18 protein-coding genes and 2 pseudogenes are annotated in these 22596 nt (G+C 61.9%); 7 read left to right on the top strand and 13 right to left on the bottom strand.

The window, feature by feature from the left end:
* Positions 1 to 128 precede the first annotated feature (128 nt).
* The 9 genes and pseudogenes from AC07Y0_RS25340 to AC07Y0_RS25300 form a co-directional block, all read right to left on the bottom strand.
* Positions 129 to 1004, bottom strand: coding sequence for a carbon-nitrogen hydrolase family protein (locus tag AC07Y0_RS25340; RefSeq protein ID WP_498680518.1), 876 nt, complete (start codon positions 1002 to 1004; stop codon positions 129 to 131).
* Positions 1001 to 1654 carry an RraA family protein gene (locus AC07Y0_RS25335; protein WP_498680517.1) on the bottom strand — a complete coding sequence of 218 codons (654 nt, stop codon included), beginning with the start codon at positions 1652 to 1654 and terminating at the stop codon, positions 1001 to 1003. The genes AC07Y0_RS25340 and AC07Y0_RS25335 overlap by 4 nt, the downstream gene beginning before the upstream one ends.
* A gap of 35 nt (positions 1655 to 1689) precedes the next feature.
* Entirely contained in the window at positions 1690 to 2556 is an 867-nt protein-coding gene (locus tag AC07Y0_RS25330) for a TauD/TfdA dioxygenase family protein (RefSeq protein ID WP_498680516.1), read from the bottom strand.
* Positions 2557 to 2671: 115 nt separating this feature from the next.
* Positions 2672 to 3757, bottom strand: coding sequence for an ABC transporter ATP-binding protein (locus AC07Y0_RS25325; protein ID WP_498680515.1), 1086 nt, complete (start codon positions 3755 to 3757; stop codon positions 2672 to 2674).
* Entirely contained in the window at positions 3754 to 4557 is an 804-nt protein-coding gene (locus tag AC07Y0_RS25320; RefSeq protein ID WP_498680514.1) for an ABC transporter permease, read from the bottom strand. The genes AC07Y0_RS25325 and AC07Y0_RS25320 overlap by 4 nt, the downstream gene beginning before the upstream one ends.
* Entirely contained in the window at positions 4554 to 5453 is a 900-nt protein-coding gene (locus AC07Y0_RS25315; protein WP_498680549.1) for an ABC transporter permease, read from the bottom strand. Before AC07Y0_RS25315 ends, AC07Y0_RS25320 begins: the two co-directional genes overlap by 4 nt.
* A gap of 10 nt (positions 5454 to 5463) precedes the next feature.
* A complete protein-coding gene (locus tag AC07Y0_RS25310) occupies positions 5464 to 6510 on the bottom strand; it encodes an ABC transporter substrate-binding protein (protein ID WP_498680513.1) in 1047 nt (348 codons plus the stop codon).
* 630 nt (positions 6511 to 7140) lie between these two features.
* Complete coding sequence (locus AC07Y0_RS25305; protein ID WP_498680548.1) at positions 7141 to 7320, bottom strand: GGDEF domain-containing protein; 180 nt, start codon at positions 7318 to 7320, stop codon at positions 7141 to 7143.
* Positions 7321 to 7334: 14 nt separating this feature from the next.
* Positions 7335 to 7598, bottom strand: a pseudogene (locus AC07Y0_RS25300) (integrase core domain-containing protein); the annotation flags it as partial.
* On the opposite strand from AC07Y0_RS25300, the pseudogene AC07Y0_RS25295 reads away from it, so the two are divergent.
* Positions 7595 to 7897: pseudogene (locus AC07Y0_RS25295) on the top strand (integrase core domain-containing protein); the annotation flags it as partial. The pseudogenes AC07Y0_RS25300 and AC07Y0_RS25295 sit on opposite strands and share 4 nt — an antisense overlap.
* A gap of 185 nt (positions 7898 to 8082) precedes the next feature.
* Here AC07Y0_RS25295 and AC07Y0_RS25290 read toward each other — a convergent pair.
* Complete coding sequence (locus AC07Y0_RS25290) at positions 8083 to 8880, bottom strand: DeoR/GlpR family DNA-binding transcription regulator (protein ID WP_498680512.1); 798 nt, start codon at positions 8878 to 8880, stop codon at positions 8083 to 8085.
* A gap of 491 nt (positions 8881 to 9371) precedes the next feature.
* Here AC07Y0_RS25290 and AC07Y0_RS25285 point away from each other — a divergent pair, with 491 nt between their 5' ends.
* From AC07Y0_RS25285 to AC07Y0_RS25260, 6 genes are all read left to right on the top strand, one after another.
* The gene (locus tag AC07Y0_RS25285) at positions 9372 to 9884 is read left to right on the top strand and encodes a TRAP transporter small permease subunit (RefSeq protein WP_498680511.1); all 513 of its coding nucleotides are present in this window, start codon (positions 9372 to 9374) and stop codon (positions 9882 to 9884) included.
* Positions 9881 to 11218 (top strand): TRAP transporter large permease, encoded by a 1338-nt coding sequence (locus AC07Y0_RS25280; protein ID WP_498680510.1) that lies wholly within the window; start codon positions 9881 to 9883, stop codon positions 11216 to 11218. Before AC07Y0_RS25285 ends, AC07Y0_RS25280 begins: the two co-directional genes overlap by 4 nt.
* 48 nt (positions 11219 to 11266) lie before the next feature.
* On the top strand, positions 11267 to 12361 hold the full coding sequence (locus tag AC07Y0_RS25275; protein WP_498680509.1) for a twin-arginine translocation signal domain-containing protein: 1095 nt from the start codon (positions 11267 to 11269) through the stop codon (positions 12359 to 12361).
* A gap of 127 nt (positions 12362 to 12488) precedes the next feature.
* A complete protein-coding gene (locus AC07Y0_RS25270; RefSeq protein ID WP_498680508.1) occupies positions 12489 to 13901 on the top strand; it encodes an NAD(P)/FAD-dependent oxidoreductase in 1413 nt (470 codons plus the stop codon).
* Positions 13898 to 15130 (top strand): FAD-dependent oxidoreductase, encoded by a 1233-nt coding sequence (locus tag AC07Y0_RS25265; RefSeq protein ID WP_498680507.1) that lies wholly within the window; start codon positions 13898 to 13900, stop codon positions 15128 to 15130. The genes AC07Y0_RS25270 and AC07Y0_RS25265 overlap by 4 nt, the downstream gene beginning before the upstream one ends.
* Complete coding sequence (locus AC07Y0_RS25260; protein ID WP_498680506.1) at positions 15130 to 16518, top strand: FGGY family carbohydrate kinase; 1389 nt, start codon at positions 15130 to 15132, stop codon at positions 16516 to 16518. Before AC07Y0_RS25265 ends, AC07Y0_RS25260 begins: the two co-directional genes overlap by 1 nt.
* Before the next feature lie 958 nt (positions 16519 to 17476).
* Here AC07Y0_RS25260 and AC07Y0_RS25255 read toward each other — a convergent pair.
* The 3 genes from AC07Y0_RS25255 to traA are packed head-to-tail and all read right to left on the bottom strand — an operon-like array spanning position 17477 to position 22516.
* Positions 17477 to 18640: a conjugal transfer protein TraB gene (locus AC07Y0_RS25255; protein WP_498680505.1), complete on the bottom strand. Its 1164-nt coding sequence runs from the start codon at positions 18638 to 18640 to the stop codon at positions 17477 to 17479.
* Entirely contained in the window at positions 18630 to 19196 is a 567-nt protein-coding gene (gene traF / locus AC07Y0_RS25250; RefSeq protein ID WP_498680504.1) for a conjugative transfer signal peptidase TraF, read from the bottom strand. Before traF ends, AC07Y0_RS25255 begins: the two co-directional genes overlap by 11 nt.
* Positions 19193 to 22516 carry a Ti-type conjugative transfer relaxase TraA gene (traA, locus tag AC07Y0_RS25245; RefSeq protein WP_498680503.1) on the bottom strand — a complete coding sequence of 1108 codons (3324 nt, stop codon included), beginning with the start codon at positions 22514 to 22516 and terminating at the stop codon, positions 19193 to 19195. Before traA ends, traF begins: the two co-directional genes overlap by 4 nt.
* Between the last annotated feature and the right edge of the window lie 80 nt (positions 22517 to 22596).

The following is a 22596-nucleotide window of genomic DNA, read 5'->3' as shown; positions in this document are numbered from 1 at the left end:
GTCGCGGCGACCTATCCTTCATTGGCGAACCAGACATGTCGAACCCACCCTTCTCGGCCTTTTTTCGAAAACACTGGCCTGGATGGGCCGTGCAACATCTCGAGCTTGTTCGCTCTGGGGGCGGTCGCTCACTCTGCGGCGAGACCCGGATCTCGCAAGCGAGCCTCGTTGATCCTGAATGTCGCCAGATCCACGCGGTGCTCGCTCATGGGGATCATGCCTCGAACCGCATCCACCCGGCTTTTGTCGAGTTCGGCGATCAGCACGCCTTCCTTGTCACCGGTCCCGGCGATGACCTGTCCCCAGGGATCGACCACGAGCGAGTGCCCGAACATGGCGCGGCGCTCGTTTCCGGGAGCAAGATAGGTTCCGCACTGACCGCATGCTGCGAAGAAGGCCTGGAACTCAATGGCCCGGGCGCGGCAGAGAACCTCCCAATGATCCTTGCCGGTCTGCCGGGTGAAGGCGGCCGGCAGAACGAACAGATCCACGCCAAAGGATGCGAGCCGATCGAACAGACGCGAGAAGCGCAGATCATAGCAGATCGCGCAGGCTACCCGAAAACCGCCGATCTCGTAGATCAGCAGTTCGTGGCCGGCAGCAACAGTGGCGGATTCGAGGTAGCGCTTGCCGTCCGGGGCTGTGATGTCGAACAGGTGGATCTTGCGGTAGGTGCCGATCTCGGTGCCCGTGGAATCGAAGATGACGGTCGTGTTGAAGATCCGCGCGTCGCCCGCGACGCGCTCAAGCAGGCTGCCGGCATGGACGGCAACGCGATGATCACGGGCAAAGGCTCGAACCATCTCGTAGGCCTCCCCCCCTGGCACGGCATCTGCTGCATTTCTCTTGTCTTGGGGCGTACCGCCCGTCCAGTCGAAATGTTCCGGCAGGATGATCAGATCCGGTCTCTCCACGGAACACGCGTTGCCCATCAATCGTTCTGCCTGCGCCAGATTGTAGGCGCGGTCAGGTTGGGAGTTCATCTGGATCAGCGCCAGCTTCATGGCTTTTGCTCCCTGTCAAAATCGAAAATCGAGTGGCCCGCGGCCAGATGGGATCTCAGCCTTGTCGATCGTTCCTGGCGGGTGAGCGCCATGACGGCAAACGCCCTCATGCTGTCTCGGTCGGCGGCGAAGACGCCCTCATTGTCGGCAAGCACCGCATATCCGGCAAGGATCGCGGCGGCCCCGCAGGCGACTGGCACGTTCAAGGATCCACCGATCCGCACAGTACGGTTCGTGGTCCGCGATGACACGCCCCGGCACCACACGGGCAGGCCGCTATCCATGATCTCGGCGATATCCGTGCAGGGTCCGTCGATGACGATGCCGGCAGCACCTTTCGCCTTCGCCGCCAGGGCAACACCGCCGCCAACGCAGGCTATGTCATCCCGGTCGACCCGGGAGATGACAAGCATGTCGCCCGGAAGCAGGAGGTCGATCGCGCGATAAATGATGGATCCGTCGCGGCCAGGCGCCGCGACGGTCAGTGCCTGGCCCGCGGCCCTGGCGGGAAAGACAGGCCGGACACCATCGCCGACAAAGCCGAGATGCTCGACATGGCCAATGGTGGCCGTCTCCACTTGGACGAGCAGATCGACCAGATCTTGGGGTAGGGGAGGGTGGCGGTCCGCCACCCTGTAGTTCTCGTTCATGGCTCTGATCCGTTCTCTCAACATGCATCAGCCGGTCAGACCGGGCGTTCGCCGGATGTGGTGGTCCGGTGCATGATCCGGATCGAGGCGGGATCGAAGGAATCGCGCCGGTGCATGGTGCAGCGATTGTCCCACATCATGATGTCGCCCTCCTCCCAGACCTGTACGAAGACATCCTTGGAACCTGTCGTGTGATCCCACAGCTGCGCCAGCAGGCTGCTGCTTTCATCAAGGGGCATGCCGACGATCCATGCGCCTTCGATCGTGCCGCCGAGATAGAGCGCCTTGCGACCGGTTTCGCCGTGGGTCCGCACCAGCGGGTGGACGATGCCGCTCCATTCGCGGAAATCGGAACTTGCCGGCTCGGTCTTTCCAAGCCTCAGCTTGCCGGTCTTGTCATAGACATTCTGAAAGAAGATCTGGCGACCGGCGACGGCCTTCTTCAGGGTCTCGGGCAAGGTGTCATAGGCGATGTAGGTCGACAGGAAATAGGTATCGCCACCGGAAGGTGGAACGGCGATGGCGCGCAGAATGGCCCCCGCCGGCGGGCGTTCATAGAACCAGGTGTCGGTGTGCCACGTCGCCTCGCTATTGCCGAGCGCGCCGCTCGGCTTGCCGTCCTTCATCACATTGCTGATGACCAGGATCTCCGGATGGGTGGGATGGCCGCCCTCCTGCAACTGCTTGGGATGGATGACGAACTCCCCGAAGTTGCGCGAAAAGCGGACCTGATCGTCATCGGTGATGCGGGTCCGCTTGAAGCGCAGGACGCCATATTCGAGCCACAGCCGCCGGATCTCGGCGATATCCCGGTCGTCGTAGTTCTGAAAATCGAAACCTTCGATGTCAGCGCAAACATTGGTCGAATGCTGCGCGGCCCGAATTCTCTCTTTGATCAGCATGTCTTGTCTCCTTGGGGTAAATTCACTTGAGAACAATGGGATGTTAGGCCTTGCGGGAGATCCGGCTCCAATACCGATGGGGCGGGATTGATAGGCAGGCCCAATCGGTCGCGGGCTATCGGGCGAGCAGCTGGACGTCTTGCGCAAGAATTGACAGCCGGACCTCTTGGCCAAGCGGCGGCAGCCGACCGATTGAGCCCGACGGCAATGCTGCCGAGACAAGAAGATCGTTTGCGATCTCGACGAAAATCTCGAGCTGCGCCCCAAGATTGACGACGCGGTGCAGCCTGCCGATCAGCTGATTGGCGTCCTCAGGCGCCGGTTCGCCCTCAGGCAGAAAGCAGATGCTTTCCGGCCGGATGCAACAGAAGCGCATATCCTGCCCGGACCAAGCCGCAGCCGAGCGCAATCGCAGCGCGCCATCCGCTATCGCGAAATCGAGATGAGGGGGACGCAAGACGAGATCCGATATGGGCAGGATGTTGGACCTGCCAATGAAGTCGGCCACGAAACTCGTCTGCGGGCGGCCGTAGATGTCCGCAGGAGTCCCCTCCTGCGCGATCACCCCTTGCCACATGACGACGATCCGGTCCGACATGGCCATGGCCTCTTCCTGATCATGGGTGACATAGACAAATGTCATGCCGAGGGCTTCCTGGATCTCCTTCAGCTCGACCCGCATCGCCTCGCGAAGCTTGAGATCGAGATTGGAGAGCGGCTCGTCCAGCAGAAGAACGGAAGGGCGGGGGGCTATGGCGCGCGCAAGCGCCACGCGTTGCTGCTGGCCGCCGGACAGTTCCTTGGGATAGCGGGCCGCGAAGGCTTCGAGATGAACCCCGCGAAGCGCATCGCGAACCGCCGCGGCAATCGCGGAACGCGATGCGCCGCGCATGCGCAGGCCGAAACCAACATTCTCGGCGACGGTCATATGGGGGAAGAGGGCATAGTTCTGGAACACAAGGCCGATATTGCGCCGCTCGGGAGGAACGCGGACCTGGCTTTTCCCGCGGATACGGATGTCGCCGAGAGACGGCGCGTTGAACCCGGCAATCATGTTGAGCGTCGTCGTCTTGCCGCAGCCCGAGGGGCCTAGAATGCTGACAAATTCCCCTCTTGGAATCTGCAGACTGATGTCCTTCACCACGGAGACCGGTCCGAACGACTTGCTGACGGATACGAGTTCGATGTCGATGTTGTTCATTTGCTGCCACCATGGATCTGGGCGGAGAAGCCGCCGACCTTTTCGAAGATAAAGATTGCTGCGAGGATGAAGATCATCGACGCGACGTTGACGGCCGCCATCACCGGATCAAGGCTGTATTCGAGATAGTTGATCACGGTGATCGGCAGGGTCGTGTCGCCGGGCCTCACGAGGAAGACCGAGAGCGGAATGTTGTTGAAGGAGATGATGAAGGCGAAGGTGACGCCGGAAAGCACCCCCGGCTTGACCATCGGGAGCAGGACGTGGACCAACCGCTGCAGCTTGCTGGCGCCCAGGATTTGCGCCGCGCGATCCAGACCCCGATCGAAATTGGCGATCGAGGTCGCGACCATTCGCGTCACGAAAGGCAGGGCCAGGACGACGTGTGCCGCAATGAGGGCTGGCGTGCCGAGCAGGCCCTGAAGACCGACCTGCGAGAGGAATAGCACGATGGCGACTCCCTTCACGATCTGCGGCACGGAAAGGGGAGACAGAAGAAAGGCCATGATCGCATCGCTGCCGGGAAGGCGCTCATAGACGAGCGCATAGGCGGCAAGCAGTCCGAGAACTCCGCTTATCGCTGCCGCGGCGGCGGCCACCTGCACGCTCAGCAGGAACGGCTCCAGCCAACGCGGAGATGCGAGATCCGCATACCAGCGCAACGTCCATTGCGAGGGATCGAATGACACTGCGGACGTCGGACTAAGCGAAGCCGCGACGACCACGACAATCGGCAATGTGATGAAGGCGAGCACGGCAAGCAGCGCCAACCAGAATAGAATCCCGGTGATCCTGCTCATGACGCATCTCCTGAGCGGCCGTTCCGCACGGCGCGCCTGCGCGCCTCAAATCGGATACCGATGAAGGAAACCGTGAGCATCATCAGCAGCAGCGCATTGGCGAGCACCGCCGCGAAAGGCCAGTTGACGTAGAAAAGCACCTGTTCGTAGACCATCGTCGCCAGAACCTTGAAGCCGGAGCCGCCGAGAAGGGCCGGTGTGGCATAGGCGCTGGCCGCCATGGTGAACGAGATCAGCAGAGAACTGACGATTCCGGGCACGGAGAGCGGCAGGACGACATGCCGGATCACGGAGGCGCGGGAGGCGCCCAGCATTTGCGCGGCCCGTTCTAGATTGGGGTCGATGCCCTGGATGCTCGTCATCAGGGAGAGGATGCCGAAGGGCAGCACGACATGCGTCAGGCCGACGACGACGGCGAAGAGATTCTTCGACAGGGGCAATGGCGCGCTGATCATGCCAAGATGCAGGAGCGCGTCATTGATGAAGCCCCTATCCTCCAGAATGATCAACCAGCCGTAGGTGCGCAGGACCACGCCGGCAAGTTCCGGTGCCAGCGCCAGCGCAAAGACGATCGCCCTGGTCCGGCCTTTGCTGCGCGCCAGGAAATAGGCGACCGGATAGCCAAGTATCGTCACGCTGACCGCCACCAGCAGCGACATCAGTGCCGTGCGGCCAATACCGGCAAGAGAAAGACCGTCGGTCAGAAACCGATGGTAATTGGCAAGGGTCGGGGCGCCCGACGTGGTGTCGGAAAAGCTGATGCCGATCATCAGCCCCATCGGGAGGGCAAAGAAGAGGCCGAGCACGAACAGGGATGGAGACAGGGCGCCATAGAGGTGCGATCTGCCGTCCCCTCGGGCGGAGGCCGCGGGAAGCTTGAGGACGAGAGTATTCATCATGGCCCTCTCAGTTCGCCGCGGGCACGACTTCGCGCTCCCAGCGATCTGCCCAATCCGGCAGGCGCTCAGCCACAATTGCGAGGTCCGGCAGAAGCAGGGTCTTCAGATCGGCTTCGGTCGTGATCTGCCGTTCACGAAGCGCTTCCGGCACCTCGATATCGGCACGGGCGCTGCCCACCTTGTAGCCGGACACCCAGGCTTCCTGGCTCGACTTCTCGAGGAAGAAATTGATGAACTTCAGGGCGGCGGATTTGTTTTCGGCCCCGGCCGGAATGCTGAGCGTGGCGATCAGCGGGATGGTGCCTTCCTTTGGCCGCACATAGTCGACCGGCTCACCGGAATCCACCAGCAACTGGGCCCGCCCGTTCCAGAAGGGCATGGCCCAGACCGTCCCGTCCTTGATGTAGCTCTCGAGGATTGCCGAGGATTGCTCAAAGCCGATCGACTGTTCGGCGAGCCGGGCCATCGCGGCGAAGCCCGGATCGAGATTGTCGACAAGACCCCCGCCATTGATCACCGACATAACCTGAAGAAGATCCACCGCCATGACGTTCTGGAACGTCGGAAGAACCACCCTGTCCTTCAGTTCGGGCGCCATGAGCGCGTTCCATGAGGTCGGCGCCTCGGACAGGTGGTCGGTTCGATATAGCAAGGACATGTACTGGATCTCGTGGACCGCGCCGCAGGGGCCGGCCACGGCCGCGATACTCGGGGCAAGCGCCGCCAGATTTGGCACGCGTGCCACGTCGAGCTTTTCAAGGAGACCTTCCTTGCAGCCCTGCAGGGCCTGCGACGCGGTCATGACGACGACGTCGAAGCCGGGGCGCCCGGCCGTCGCCTTGATCTTGGCATAGTCCTGCGAAGAGGAACCCACCGCATCATAGATGACCTCGATGCCGAATGCCTTGACGAAGGGCTCGATGATCCTTTCGCGGATGATCTGCTCGTAAGGGCCGCCATAGCTGTTGAGGACAAGGGTTTCGGCATGAAGCGGCTCAGCCTGCCCCACAAGGGCCAGCGACAGAACCACGATTGAGCATCGCTTTGTTTTCATGAATGTTTCTCGCTCTTTTTGAGATTGTTCCCGGAGCGATGGTGGAGTCTGGATCCTGCAACGTCCAATAGCTATCGAGGAGGATTCATGCGGAACCTGTATGAAAGGGCTCGCCCCGGGCGGCCGTCTTTTCGGCCGCAGTGCTGCCGGGATCTCTCCGGGAGTGCTTGGTTACTGTGTGTTGGAAAAGCACGGTCCCCTAACCGCATGGCGCGCTTTCCACACGGTTCGTCACCTGAAGCGTACCACCTCTGTACCAAGCTCAAAGCCGAAACGGTGATCCTCGAAGGGTCGACCACACACGCCCGCATGGAAATGGCTGAGCAGGTGGCGCACCGGCTCGCGTCCATCCTTCGAGCGAACCGAATATCTCGTTCAAGACAGATTTTGCGACGTCGAGACGAACCGGCCTCACGGAAATCTCCATGAGGAGCCTCTGGCTGACAGGCCGGCAAAATTTCCTGCGGCTTGCTCTGGTGGAAAGCGGCGCACAATCCCCCACACGGTCCCGGTCACACAGCTGGCAATCCGCTCCCGCTGATCTGGCCGGGCCTGGAACAGCACTCAACATAGGCTGAGCCCCCGCGGCAACTTCTTCGATTCCTGTTGACGCCAGAAGCGTGGAGCTATTTATCCACAACCGCGGATGCTGCCAACAGAATTCCAGATCACAACCTGATTGCGGCCCGAGTTTTTCGCTTCGTAAAGGACGTTGTCTGCAAACTTGATCATGTGTTGGGGAGCAAGACCACCGTCGCTGATATCTGCCACCCCAATACTTATGGTCACGGAGAATGGCCTGCTGCCGATTTGCGGACACGAGGTTAAGCTAATCCCACCTTGGTTTCAAAGTCATTGGGGCTGAGATAGCCCAGTGTCGAGTGGCGGCGCTTCGGATTGTAGAAGCGCTCGATGTAATCGAAGATATCCGCTCTGGCGTCGTTCCTCGTGCGATAAAGCTTCCGTGCTGTTCTCTCCGTTTTGAGCGATGAGAAGAAGCTCTCCATCGCGGCATTGTCCCAGACATTTCCAGAGCGGCTCATCGAGCAGGTGATGCCGTGATCGGTCATGAGACGTTGAAACTGCTCAATACGTGTCGATTAGATATTCCGAGCGCTTGGCGGAAGCTGGCATAGAGCCTTCTGTCGGAAGCGTCGGCGACAGTTATGACAACGCCCTCGCCGAGACAATCAACGGTCTCTACAAGGCCGAGGTCATCCATCGGCGCGGACCATGGAGGAGCTTCGAGACGGTGGAATTCGCCACCCTGGAATGGGTCGACTGGTTCAACCACCGACGACTTCTGGAGCCCATCTGGAATACACCGCCAGCCGAAGCTGAAGAACGCTATTACACCATGCTGGACGAAGCAGCCATGGCCGCATAACTTAAACGAAATGGCCTCCGGCAAACCCGGGGCGGTTCACCGTCTTCTGGCTTCTTTAAGGCGGGGCGCCCGAGTCCTGCACATGGGCATCGAACATTCAGTTGCCACGAGCCATGTAGACGCCCTCGGGCTACTCACGGTGCCATCTGAACCACGTTGCCACGCCCGCTCACGCGTCGTCAAAGTCAGCCGCTGACGATTCGTACATTGGCTGCCGTCAGGGCCCGCGTCATCGCCTCTGAAGGTTGTGAATCCGTGACGACGGTGTCAACGCGCGCTAACGGGGCGACTTCGAAGACTGCCCGACGGTCGAACTTTGAGTGATCGGCGAGCACCGTGACGGACTCGGCGCGCACAATCATTGCCTTCGCCATTTCGGCCTCTTGAAGGTCGAAATCCATGACGCTCACCGAATCGAGCGCCCCGACGGTAATAACCGCATGACGGGCCCGGAACTTACCCACCTGTTCGAGCGCAAGGGGGCCGAGACTTTCCCCGGCGTCTGAACTGTAGGCTCCCCCGATCAGATAGAGGGTGTGGCTCTGATTGACCGCCAGGGTGGCGGCGATGCGGGGCGAATTGGTCACGACGACGAGGCTGTTCAGGCTCACCAGGGCTTCTGCGAGCGCCACGGTCGTGCTGCCGGTATCGATGAAAAGGGAATCGCCTGGGTGGAAGAGACGACAGGCGGCGCGCGCAAGCCTGCGCTTCTCTTCGGCGTTCTGTGCAAGACGGTGCGCAAACGGGCCTTCCTTCTCCACAGAGACAGAGACGGCCGGCGTTATCACTGACCGGGCGCCGCCATGAAATTTTCGCAGTCTCCCAGCGCCGTCGAGTTGCGTGAGGTCTCGGCGGATTGTCTCTTGCGAGACGCGCAGAGCCGCAGCCAACGCGTCCACCGTCATCTCACCGGTGCGACGGACAAGGGCGATGATCTTTTCCCGGCGTTCTGACGGCTGCACTTCGGAATTTCCTCTGATCATGCGACCACGATTCTGTCGCGCCCGTCTTGTGGACGATTTTAGCACAGATTGCACGCGGCGACCGAACAGTCAAACAAACCATCGAAGTGATGACCGAAATAGCAAACATGCTTCCTCGAAAACTGACCGTTCGGGCGATTATTGAAAGTTTGGTCTTTATTTCGAGAAAAAACCGGCTAAGCTATCTGGGTGCGAGACACCGAAAAGGGCCGCATCCACGCCACTGGGGCGCAAAGGGGAACGAGATGACCATTTCAGAGATGCACGGCAGCCGGCCCTAGAGGTCGGAGGTGATATTTGAGGCTTGGGCGGCGCATCTTCTTGCCGCCTGCCGCGGAGGCCTGCCTTCCGTTTGAACGTTTTGCTGACATGTAAGAACGCGGAGTCGCGCGCTGGCTCCGTCAGATGAACTTTGCGCGCTTTAATCGCCTGTGACGGAGCAGAAGTTTGATCATCCATCTTAATGAACCGCCTCTTGCCGGAGGATTGCCATGCATCCGCTGATTATCGGCTATGTTCGCATTACTGACCGGATTTCGGACTATGTCGGCTATCTCGCCGCCTCGCTCATCTTCATGATGGGAGGCACGCTGATCTTCGATGCGATCACGCGCAATCTCATCAGGATGCCCGTGCACTGGGCGGTGGAACTGACCCAGTTCACGCTCGCCGCCTATTATTTCATGGGGGGGCCGCTTACGCTCAAGAACGACGCCCATGTTCGTATGGACCTTTGGTACTCCACCCGTTCCCACAAGGGCAGGGCACGGATCGACCTGGTCACGTCGGTCTGTCTGATCTTCTATCTCGGTGTTTTGCTGGCGGGCGGTATCTCGAGCCTGATCTATGCAATCGAAACCAATGAAAAGCGCTTTTCGATCTGGAACCCCTCGGTGATTCCTATCAAGGCCCTGATGGTTGTGTGCATCGTGCTGATGCTGATGCAGGCGTTTTCCCTTGTCTTCAAGCACATTGCCACGATCCGTGGAAAGGAGCTGGCATGAGCTATGAGATGATCGCGCTGCTGATGTTCGCGTCAATGGTGCTGCTGCTCGTCACGGGTCAGCGCGTCTTTGGTGCCATTGGCTTCGTCGCAGCAGGCGCCGCATTGCTGCTGTATGGGCAAGGTGCTGTCGAATTGCCGTTCAACCAGGTGTTCAAGCTGTTCAACTGGTACGCCATGCTGACCCTGCCCATGTTTATCTACATGGGCTACATCCTGTCGGAATCGGGGATAGCCGAAGACCTGTACAAGATGTTGCATGTCTGGTTCGGGCGCGTGCGCGGCGGTCTTGCCATCGGCACGATCTTCCTGATGGTCATCATCTCGGCGATGAACGGTCTTTCCGTTGCCGGCATGGCCATCGGCGCCACCATCGCGCTGCCGGAAATGCTGCGCCGCGGCTATGACAAGGTACTGATATCCGGCGTCGTACAGGGCGGCTCCTCGCTCGGCATTCTCATCCCACCGTCGGTGGTCATGGTGCTTTACGGCATGATCGCCCGCCAGCCGGTTTCCAAGCTGTGGTTCGCCGGCCTCGTTCCCGGCCTGCTGATGGCGGTTCTCTTCGTGATCTATATCGTGATCCGCGCAAGACTGAATCCGAAGCTTGCACCGACGGTTCCGGAAGAAGAGCTGAACATGCCGCTTCGCGAGAAGCTGGCGCTCGCAAGGGCTGGCATCATTCCCTTCGCCATCTTCTTCTTCATGACTGGCCTCTTCGTCTTCGGCTATACCAGCCTGGTCGAGAGCTCGGCCGTTGGCGCGACATCGGCGACGCTAGCCGCCATCCTGAAGGGGCGCTTCACTTGGACGCTGGTGCGCGAAACCTCGATGAAGACGCTCGCGGTTTCCTGCATGTTCATGTGGCTGATCCTTGCCGCACTTGCTTTCGGTGCCGTTTTCGACGGGCTCGGCGCGGTCAAGGCCATCGAAACCCTGTTCATCAAGCAGTGGGACCTCGACCCCTGGACCATCATCATAATGATGCAGATCAGTTTCATCGTCATGGGCATGTTCCTCGACGACACCGCGATGCTTGTCATCGTAGCGCCGCTCTACATCCCTTTGGTGAAGGCGCTGGATCTCGGCTTCGACAACCAGCTCATCTGGTATGGCGTGCTTTACACCATCACCTGCCAGATCGCCTACATCACGCCACCCTTCGGCTACAACCTCTTCCTGATGCGCTCGCTGGCGCCCAAGGAAATCACCCTCATCGACATCTACAAATCCATCTGGCCCTTTGCGGCGATCATGGCGTTGACCATCGCGCTGGTCATGATTTTTCCGGAACTGGCCCTCTGGCTGCCCGAGCAGATGAAGGTGAAAGGCTGAGCCTAAGGGGTCAGCCACCCATAACGATAACCTCAAGAGGAGAATGACATGACAGACGACACCAAGAAGCAGAGTCCATCGGAAAAGATCCTCGCGACACGTCGCAATTTCCTGACCAAGGCCGGCATCGGAGCAGGTGCAGCCGTCGCCGGTTCGACGCTTGCCGCGCCCTATGTCAACGCACAGAGCGGCCCGATCAAGTGGCGTCTCCAGACCTATTCCGGCGCCCCGCTCGGGGCACACGTCATCAAGCCGCAGATCGAGGCCTTCAATAAGGCCGCCAATGGCGAGATGGAGATCGAGCTCTATTACGCCGACCAGCTCGTGCCTACCTCCGATCTCTTTCGTGCGCTGCAGGCCGGCACCATCGACGCCGTGCAATCGGACGAAGCGACGATGGCATCGCCGGTCGATATTGCCGTCTTCGGCGGCTACTTCCCCTTCTCCACGCGCTACAGCCTCGATGTGCCGGTCCTGTTCAAGTATTACGGCCTGAAGGAAATCTGGGAAGAAGCCTATGGCGAAGTCAAGGACGTCACCTGGCTTTCGGCCGGCGCCTGGGACCCGCTTCACATCTTCACCGTAGACAAGCCGATCAAGAGCTTGGCCGACATGCAGGGCCTGCGCGTGTTCGGCGTTCCGACCGCCGGCAAGTTCCTATCGCGTTACGGCCTCGTACCCGTCACCATCCCGTGGGACAACGTCGAAGTCGCTCTTCAAACGGGCGAACTCGACGGCGTCGCCTGGTGCGGCTTTACCGAGGCCTATGAAGTCGGCTGGGCGGACGTCTGCAAATACGCGCTGACCAACTCCGTCACAGGTGCATGGTTCGGTTCCTATTTCGCCAACTCCGCAAGCTGGCAAAAGGTGCCGCCGCATCTGCAGGAACTCTTTCTTATCACCATCGACCAATCTCACTACTATCGGGACGTGTGGTATTGGGGCGGCGAAGCCAAGCTGCGTGTCGAGGGCGAGAAGATGGAGCTCACCTCGCTGCCGAAGGAAGAATGGGCTCAGGTCGTCAAGGATGCCGAAGGCTTCTGGGACGAGATTGCGTCTTCCAGCCCGCGTGCCGGCAAGGTGGTGGACGCCTTCAAGAAATACGCCGCTACGATGGAGAAGGCGGGCTATCCGTACCGCTGAGCGGTCGAAACGCCTCGTGTAAGGCCTTCCAGGGGCAGGACGAAAACCGGCGGCGCGGCTTGCGCGCCGCCACGATACGAATTTCCCCGGCATCACCACCGGAAGACACGCATGAAAGGGAGCGGGCATGCTCCAGGCGAGCGCACCAGCGAAACCGCTGGTAATTTTCGACGTGGCTATCATCGGCGCCGGTGTGGTGGGCTGTGCGGTCGCGCGGCGCTTTGCGGCTGCGGGTGCTCGTGTTGTTCTGATCGAAAAAGGCGCCGATATCCTCTCAGGCGCCTCCAAGGCCAACAGCGCCATCCTGCACACCGGCTTTGACGCGCCACCGGGCAGTCTGGAACTGGAACTGGTCAAGGCCGGGCGCCAAGAATATCTGGAAATCCGCGAGAGCCTCAGTCTCAGGATCGTAGAGACCGGTGCGTTGGTCTGTGCCTGGAACCCGCTGGAAGCCGACAAGCTCGAGGCGATCGAGGAAACCGGCCGCGCCAACGGCATTTCCGAACTCAGGCTGCTGACGGGGAGCGCCGCACGCTCGACCATGCCCGGTCTTTCTGAAAGCCTTGTCGCGGCCATCGAGGTGCCGGGCGAGCATGTGATCGACCCGTGGACAGCGCCACTTGCCTACCTCACGCAGGCGGTCGCAATGGGTGCAGAATTCCTCAGGAACACCGAACTACTGAAGGGCACGTTCGAGGGCGAATGGACGCTCGAAACGTCTTCGGGTGAGGTGCGCGCCCGGTCCGTCGTCAACACCGCCGGCCTTTACGGTGATGCGGTGGACGAAAGGCTAGGATTTGTTCCCGAATTCACCATTCATCCGCGCAAGGGCCAGTTCGTGGTGCTGGACAAAGCGGCCTTCCGGCATGTCCCGCGCATCGTGCTGCCCGTGCCGACCGAAATCACCAAGGGCATCGTCGTCTGCCCCACCGCGTTTGGCAACGTCATCATCGGACCCACTGCGGAAGAACAGGACGACCGGGTCCGCGCCACCGTCGAGGCCGAAACGCTGAAGGCGCTTCTGGCGCGCGGAGCGGAAATCGTACCTGCGCTGGCCGACATTCCAGTCACCGCCGTTTACGCCGGACTGAGGCCTGCGACTGAACAGAAGGCCTACCGCGTTGCCTGCCGACCGGAAGCCCACGCGATCACGCTCGGCGGCATCCGCTCCACAGGCCTTTCTGCCGCACTCGGCCTCGCCCGCCATGCGGTCGAGCTTCACGCCACCTTCGGGCAAACGCTGACGCCACCAGCTTCCGCCCCCTCCATCGTTATGCCAAACCTCACAGAAACCGAAGAGCGCGACTGGCAGCGTCCGCATCACGGCGAAATCGTCTGCCATTGCGAACTGGTGACGCGCCGGGAGGTGGAAGCGACTTTCGCCAGCCCCGTGCCGCCGGGAGATTTCGGAGGCCTGAGACGGCGTACCCGCGCCGGAATGGGTCGCTGCCAGGGCTTTTACTGCAATGCCCATCTCGCCGCCCTGACCGCCGGCAAGCTGGCGACGCCGCTTGCCGTCGATGAAGGAGAGGCGAAATGAGTAGTGCTTTCGACGCGGATGTTATCATCGTCGGCGGCGGCCCTGCCGGTGTTGCGGCTGCACTTGAACTGAAGAAGCGCGGCGTCGGCCAAGTGATGCTGCTGGACAGGGAAAACACGCTTGGCGGAGCGACCCGCCATTGTAGCCACTCACCCTTCGGCATGCGCGAGTTCGGCCGCGTCTATTTCGGCGCCGCCTATGGCGGGCGCCTGCAACGAGAAATGCAGGCGGCGGACGTCGATATCCGCCCGCAGCATTCCGTCGTTTCGCTCGGCGAAGATGCAAGTCTCATTGTCACCTCACCGCGCGGGGTCGAAGTGCTGAAGGCCAGGCGCGTAATGCTAGCAACCGGCGCACGCGAAATGCCGCGCTCCGCCCGGCTGGTTTCCGGCGACAGGCCCGCCACCGGTATCGTCACCACCGGCGCGCTGCAGTCCTATGTCGCCTTTCACCATCTGATGCCGTTCCGGCGGCCGCTGATCGTGGGCTCGGAACTCGTCTCCTTCTCCGCCGTGCTGACCTGTCTGACCCATGGCGCGCGGCCGGTGGCGATGATCGAGCCGGAGAGCCGGGTACTGGCGCGTAAATCCTTCACGCTGTTTCCGGCGCTCGCCGGCATTCCCTTCCATGCCGGCGCGGAGATCGTTGACATCAAGGGAGCAGGCCGCGTCGAGGGCGCGACCGTCCGGCTGGCGGATGGTTCCACTCGCAGCTTTTCCTGCGACGGCGTGCTTTTCACCGGGCGCTTCACGCCAGAGGCGGCGCTTCTCATGCAGTCCCCGCTCGGCGTTGCCCCCGGAAGCAGCGGCCCCGCCATAGACCAGACGGGGCGGATGGCGAACCCGCTCTATTTCGCCGGCGGCAATGTGCTGCGCGCCATCGAGACCGGCGGTTGGGCCTTTCGGGAAGGGCAGGCGGTCGGCGCAGCACTTGCCGCCGATCTCGCCCGCGATCCGGCCGAAGCAGAGCCCATGCCCGTCACCTTTGATGCGCCCCTGAAGCTCGTGGTTCCGAACCTGCTGAGGCGGGGAGAAAGCGCGCCCGCCTTCCGCGATTTCCAGCTTCGTTTTCTGCGTCCCGTTAGCGGCCGGCTTGCGCTCGAACTCGATGGTCGCGAGACCTGGAGCAGGGCGGGAGTGTGGCTGCCGGAGCGCCGCATTCTGGTTCCGGTTCCTGCAGGGGCCGCCGAAGCGGGGCGTGTCCATTTCGGTTTCAGGGAGCAAGGCTGATGCGTGTCGCCGCCATCGATCAGGGTACGACCTCTACCCGCTGCCTCGTCGTCGAAGATGGTGGGCGCTTCCATGTCGCGGCAAACCGCCGCCATGGGCAGCATCATCCGGCTGCCGGCTGTGTGGAGCATGATCCAGAGGAGTTGCTCGCCAACATTTTGGCGGTGCTTGCCGCCGCTGGAACCGTCGATGCCATCGCTATCGCTAACCAGGGCGAAAGCTGCCTTGCCTGGGACGCAGAGACAGGCAAAGCCCTTTCGCCTGTCATCGTCTGGCAGGATGCGCGCACTGCCGACGCGCTTGCGGCCCTTGGCCCCCAGGCTGAGGAGCGATCGAAAGCGGTATGCGGCCTGCCGCTCGATCCTTATTTTTCGGCGAGCAAGCTCGCCTGGCTGCTGCGCAACATACCCTCCGTCGCCTCGGCCCATGCCGCGGGTCGGTTGAGGCTCGGCACCACGGATGCCTTCTTCCTCGACAGGCTCGCCGGTACCTTCCGCACGGACCTCGCCACTGCGTCCCGCACCGGTTTGCTTGATCTTACCGTCGGCAATTGGAGCGCCGAAATGTGCGCGTTGCATGGCGTGCCGATCGAATGCCTGCCCGAGATTGCCGCCGTCGATGCGGGTTTCGGCGAGATCGGAGGAGTGCCCGTGCGGGTCTCGATTGTCGACCAGCAGGCCGCTCTGTACGGCCACGGCTGCCGCAAACCGGGCGACTGCAAGGTTACTTTCGGAACCGGTGCCTTCCTGCTGGCCGTGACGGACGGACTGACGTCCGGCACCGGCGGCCTGATTCCGACCGTTGGTTGGCAGAAGAAGAGCGAACACCCCGTCTACGCCATCGAGGGCGGCGTCTACGATGCGGGGTCGGCGCTGGAATGGGCGAAGCGCATCGGTCTCTACACAGATGTATCCGAACTAGACGGGTTTGAAGGCTCTTCGGCATTGTCTCGAGGTCTTGTCTTTGTGCCAGCCCTTTCGGGGCTCGCAGCGCCGTGGTGGGACCGGCAGGCCGCGCCCCTTTTCATCGGTATGAATCATGCGACAGATCGGCGCGATCTTGTCCGTGCCATTCTGGAAGGTATCGCAATGCTGACGGTTGGCTTGATCAAGTCCGCGGGCAAGGCTGCTGGGACAGCAGCGATTTCAATTGATGGCGGTCTGTCGCAAAGCGGGTCGTTTGTCCGGTTTCTCGCAGCGGCCAGTGGGCGGACCATCTCAGTTCCTTCCACCCACGAACTCACTGCGTTGGGCCTGGCCGAACTGGCCGGCATCGACGGTTCCGCGATACGTATGGAGGCTCGGTTGGTTTCTCCGGCCGAACCAATATCCGAAGCTGATCATGATCGTTTTGCTGAGGCGGTGCGAAGGGCGCGGGATTGGCATTAGCCGGAACGAGGATGTGCCATCGCGGCAGCCTGCGAGGCCTGGTGCCGAGGGAGCTTCCGCGACGATTACTTCAGCCATCTCCAAAGCTGTATGGTTTATGATGGGTGTATTGCACCTTCCCTCTCCAAACCAGGAAAAGGAGCGAAGCATCGAGCGATCGCAGGTCTCTGACACCGTGAAAGATCTTATTCTTGCAGCAGGCCGATCATGGCGTGCCTGTTACGGAGACCTGCTGGAAGGTGGATCGGTCAGTCGGCCTATTTCGATCGGGGCAAGCGTGGGCTGGCCTGTCTGCGGTTGATCTCTGACCGCAAGCGCTCGCCCTCTTTCAACCTTGAGTAACTTCAAAAAAGAACCGCCCCCGAGAAGGAGGCGGCGACTGGGGAAATCAGCAGATCCCTTTGGGGAAATGAGAGTATTGCATAGACCGACCGCAGAATACATCCGCATGGCTTCACTGTTTCGTTACAAGCATGATCTAGAATGCAGGAACCATATGCAGCACGATGTCTCCTGCTGAAAGGCGCGATAATGCTGTCGTTGAGCGAGAGCCCGTCCCTATGTAGGACGTTGGCCCCGATCTGGTCGCTGAACCGGCGCTTGCGATAGCGTGCCAGGCACGAGCAAGAGGCCGCCCGCCGCTGGTGCGGCGAAAAGGACGGAAAGGTCACGGGGCATCGGTGAACTGAGTCGGGCGTTGGCTCGATCCCGAACGCGAGGCGATGGATCCGTGAGGCCACGTAGCTCATCAGCACCACGGCTGTTCCTGCGCGCCCCGCGATTAAGAGGTCGATTTCGCACTTCCTAGCGAGCCTGGAGTGAACCCCTCGGGCTGGACCACGGGACAGGGAAGACCCGACGGCGGCGCGTGACGACATCATTGAATCGCACGATCGCTTGCACGACCGGGGCGGTGAGGGAAGGGCTGTCCCTCCTATCGTCCTGCGCGCCGGGGCTGTCAGGTATTAAAAGCAAGGACGAGGGGCTTGCCGAACAGACGCGCCCAGGCGGTGGCGGAGGCCCGCTGGATGGAGACGATGGATGTGCCACCCGTCCACCAGCCGTTGCCGACAGCGACGATCATGTCTGGATCTCGCAGCATGGAGTGCAGGACCGGCCAGACAAGAAGCACTTCGTAGCAGATGAGCGGTGCAAGCTTGCGGCCGCCCAGATCGACGACGGGGTTTGAAAAGAGGTTCGCCCGCACGCCACCGGTCTTGCCCATCCATGACAGCCATGGCTGCCACATAGAGCCGGGGACAGGCATGCGCTCGAAATAGACGATGCGGCCGCCGAGGCGGGAAACCGCGACGAGCACATTGTCATAGCCCTCAGCATTGATGACGACCGCGCCCGCGAGCATGGTCAAGGGCTGATCCTCGAGAGCTGTCGTCCACAACCGCTCGACCGTCGGCGTCCAGCTGCCGATTGCGCTTTCCGGCAGCACGACCGTCCCCACGCCGCCCGCTCCGCGTTCACGTGCGATCGCAATCAGAACCCGCTGCCGGGCAAGACCCGCGTCTCGTCCAATTGAGGCGCCGAATTCGAGATCGACACCCTGCCAGTCTTCTGGCACTTTAGGCATTGTCCAGACTGCGGCGGACCAGAGCCAGAATCCAGCAAGCACAATAACGACTGCCGGCCTGATGGGGCTTGTGAGCCCCATCAGGCCGGCAGTCGTTGCGACAAGCCCCCACCACCCCCATTCCGGAAAAACCACGCCTGCGGCCGTGATCGGATGCGCCCATCCGGCGATGCCAAACGGCGGAATTGCCATGAACAGGCACGCAAGCAGATAGCGAAGGGGCCGCCGTCCTTGGCTTGGTGTCCAGAGCAGGGTGTGAACCGTGACGAAGCTCCCCGACGCCACAAGCCAGAGCAGCAAGCCGGGCCACAGATCCGACTGATAGAAGGCGGCGACCCCTTGCGGCAGCCCCCGCGACGCCGCCAGAAAATAGGCGGCCGACACGAGCGCCGCGGTCCTCCTGCTTTCAGCGAGCGACCAGAGGACCGGAAAGGCGAGCGCGACGGGAAAAAGCAGGACAAGACCGCTCCATGCGATCCAGCCGGCGATGGCGGACAAGGCCGGCAGCACCAGTGTTCGGATGAGTTCACGGCGCATGGGTCAGAACCTCCTGCGCCAGTCCGAGAATTCCAGAAGCGGGCAGGGGACCGAAATAGCGGGAATCGTAGGAGCTCCTGAAGCCGGAATGGAGAAGCACAGAGCCGTCCGGGACCACGCCACCGGAATAGGCCGACAAGGGGCGTCCCTTTGCATCGGCCTTCGCGATGGTCGAATGGGCGATGACGACGCCATCGACGCGAATGTCTTGTCCGACTTCGACCCTCTGCCCGGCCGTCGCAATGACCGTCTTGATCAGCGGCGCGACACCGCCGGCGCACAAGCCGGCCCGCAGGTAGGATCTCCGACGCGCGATACGGATTTCAGGGGTGTCGGGCGGGCAGATGAAGACGAGGTCGCCCACCGCAACCGGCCGGTCGAGCGGCTCGATCCGCCAGAGCCCGAGCGGCGCGCTGGGCGTCATGTTGATCCTGTAACCACCGAGGTAGCCCACCGCGCAGAATGTGCCAGGCGCAGCCGCAGCAAAGAGCAGGATGGCGAGAACGCTCTTGCCCTCGGTTCGAACGGGACTGCCCGTGCGCGCGCGCTTCGTCATTGCAGTGAAAGCCCCAAACTCTTGGTCTGCCTGAGAGACTCGGCCTGCTCGAGGGCAGTTGCCGCGCGCTGGTGCGCGGCAAGCCTCTGAACCGCACGCATGGCATCCCAGGCCTGTTGCACTTGCGCCTTCTGGCCCGCGCCCATACCCAAGGTCAGTCTCTGGAACGTCTCGCCATCGGCGTCTCCGGCTGTGATCGTCAGGAAGGTCCGCTCGCCGAACCGTTTGCAAACCGCCTTGGCGAAATGGTCGAGCTCGGCCTTGATGTCTCTGTCGGCCAGGGTGAAGGCCAGCGCTGAAGGCAGATCGTTTCGGCCAATCGCATTGCGCACGCGTTCGAGTACTTCGCCGGCGCGGGCCGAGAGCGCCGGAATGTCGATCGACAGCGTCTGGCGCCGGGCAATCTCTTCTCCCCGATAGAGCCGCTCGGCGCGCTCTCTCAGGCGCAGAAAATTCTCAAGGCTTGCGACGAGGATGGGTGCGTTCTTCAAGGCGCGTTGGCGATCCTGTCTATCCGCGCGGTTGACGATGAGACCAGCCTTGCCCTTCAGCCTGCCAAATTGCTCGGGCTCCGTGGCAAGCCTCGCCAGCGTCGATCTGGTGAGAGGCTCATTCGTCAGCAACGCATCGACATTGATCGCCTTGAAGGCGGCCTCCGGCGCTGCATAGACAAGATGGAAGCGGGTCGAGACATCCTCCCACTGCCGTTTCAGGACGGTGTCGGCTTCGAGCTTGTCGGCGACCACCTGTTCAAGCGTCCTGGCAAATGTCGTGATGCCGGCAACCATCGGCTTTGCCTCCTTGGCGAGGTCGTGGATCGAATGCTGGAGCGGGTTGGTTTTCGTGAGGGGGAGGAGGCCGAGCCTGGCGCCGACAGCGGCCAGGCGGCTTGCCAGATCAACGAGTTTCTGTTTTTGCCGGACCGTCCATTCCAGCCGGTCGCGCATCAGCGTACGCGCCACATGAACGAGATGCAGGCCGCGCGCTTCGGCAAAGCGCAAGGCCTGGGCGTAGAGTGCGCCCCTCTCGTAATCGAGCGTCGTTTCCTTGGCGTTCCGGCGCGACAGGATGGGGACGAGGCCGCCGGCCTTGGCAAAGGAGCGGCGGCCGTAGTAGACGGCGAGATCCTCGCGGTGGCGGGTCATGGCGACATAGGCCAGATGGCGGTCGAGCGAGAGCGAGGCGAGCACCTTTACCCGATCGACCGTCGCGCCCTGGGCCTTGTGGATCGTGGTTGCGTAGCCGTGATCGAGATTGCCATAGAAGCGGCTCTCGACCACGACCTGCCGGCGATGTTCGCCCATCCCGATCTCGGCGGTGATGCGGTTTGGTGCAGCTTCCACCACCCTGCCCAGCATGCCGTTCTTCACGCCAAGCGAGCCTTCGTTTTTCAGGAAGACGATCTGGTCGCCGGCGGCAAACCGGCGATCGCCATCCTCCGTATTGAAGACAGATCCCTCGCCGACCATGCCGCGCTCGACGAGTTTCGCGCGCGCCATCTCATTCAGCATCACCACATCGCGTCTGAGATGCGCGAGGATCAGCGAGGTTTTGGCCGGATCATAATCGCGGTTCCAGTCGGCGATGAGTTGGCTCACCGCCTGGTCCTTCAACTCGGCACCGAACAGCCTCCCATGGGAGCGATAGGTCTCCACCGCCTTGCCGACCCTGCCACGCGCCAGATCAAGCGAGGCGTCGCGCATCCACTGCGCGCGCTGGCGGTAGATCGTTTCGAGCTCGGCATAGCCGATCCGCTCAGTGATGGCGCGAAACGGCGCACCCGCCTCGATCGGCTGCAGCTGTTCGGGATCGCCGACCAGAACCAGCTTGGCGCCGGACCGGGTGACGGTGTCGACGATCAGCCCCATCTGCCCGGACGAGACCATGCCGGCCTCGTCCAGCACGAAAATGGTCCTGTCGTCGAGCTGGTTTTGGCCCTTGCTCCAGGCCAGCTCCCAGGAAGACAGCGTGCGCGAGGCAATGCCTGCTTCGCTTGAAAGGCCTTCGGCGGCTTTGCCGGCCAGTGCCCCACCGACCACGCGGTATCCGGCGGTTTCCCAGGCCTCGCGCGCTGCCTTCATCATTGTGGTCTTGCCGGCCCCCGCACGGCCGATCACCGCGGCGATCCGCTCAGGCCCTGAGACATGAGCGATAGCCGTTCTCTGCTCCTCAGACAGGCGGGCATGGCGATCCAAAGACTGTTCCAGCACCGCGTCCCGGACGCCATGCGAGGACTGACGGCCAAGCCAGAGCGACTGCGATCCCACCCGGGCCTCAAGGCGGATGAGCGCCCGGGTCGTGTACTTCGCCGGCGCCTGGTTCCCGGTGACAAAGTCGATCCGTTCACGCGTTAGACGCAGTGTCTCGGGACTTTGCAGGATGCTTACCATCAGGTTCTGGAAGAGGACCGCATCATCGATATAGCGATGCAAGACCCTGGCCACATCCTGGGTTTCGAACACACTCTTTTCCCGGGAGATTAGGTCGAGCACGATTTCCGGACGGCGCGCGATGCGGCGCGCATTCTGCGCCCGGCGCTCTTCCTGGAGGTCACGCCTTTCCAGCGAGCGAGCCTCGGCGCTCTGCGTCATCTTGCGCTCGACCGCCTTTGTCCCGACACCGAGATGGACGGTGGGCGTGAGCTCGATGCCCTGTTTCTCGAACGAGCGGCCATCGACACGGATGTCGAGACCGGCAAGCGTCAGATGCCGGTTCTGGCAGGCGAACCAGCCCTCGCGAAAGACGTTGAAATCGTCCGAGCCGCCGGCCCAGAGCGCGTAGACAATCCGGCCCGCATCATTGCGAAGCGGCTGGCCGTCCTCTCCGGCTAAGGCGACCTTCTTCTGCCCGAACCCGTCCACCGTCAGCGGCCGCAAGGTCATCATCAGATGCACATGCGGATTGCCCGGATTGTCATGGATCACCCAGTCGGCCACCATGCCCTTCGCTGTGATATGGCGCTCGACGAAATCCCTGACCAGGGCGATGTTCTGTTCACGCGAGAGCTCGAGCGGCAATGCCATGGTGACGTCCTTGGCGAGCTGCGCATCAGACCGCTTCTCGAAGGCCTCGACCCTGTTCCAGAAGGCTTCCGATGCCCGGGCGACAGAGCGGTCGGCGATCATGGCCCGCAGCCATTGCGGGGCATCGACCGGCAGCGCGAACTCCTCGTGCGCCAAACCCTGCTTGGCGCGGTAATCAACCGTCCGGCCTTCCCGCTCATAATCCATCTTCGCGCAATGCCGGTAGGCTGCCGACATGACGGCACTGCGGCCGGAACCCCGGGCGACGATGCTGACGGAGAAATGCGGAACGGCCACGACAGAACTCCTTCCCCGGTTGGAAACAAAACCCGTCGGTTCGACGAGCCGCGGCCCCGCCAGACGCTTCGGCAACACGT

This window comes from Allorhizobium sp. GW101-3B10 (assembly GCF_059424725.1).
Note: the sequence above shows the minus strand (reverse complement) of the source record. Positions and strands in the feature narration are given on the sequence as shown.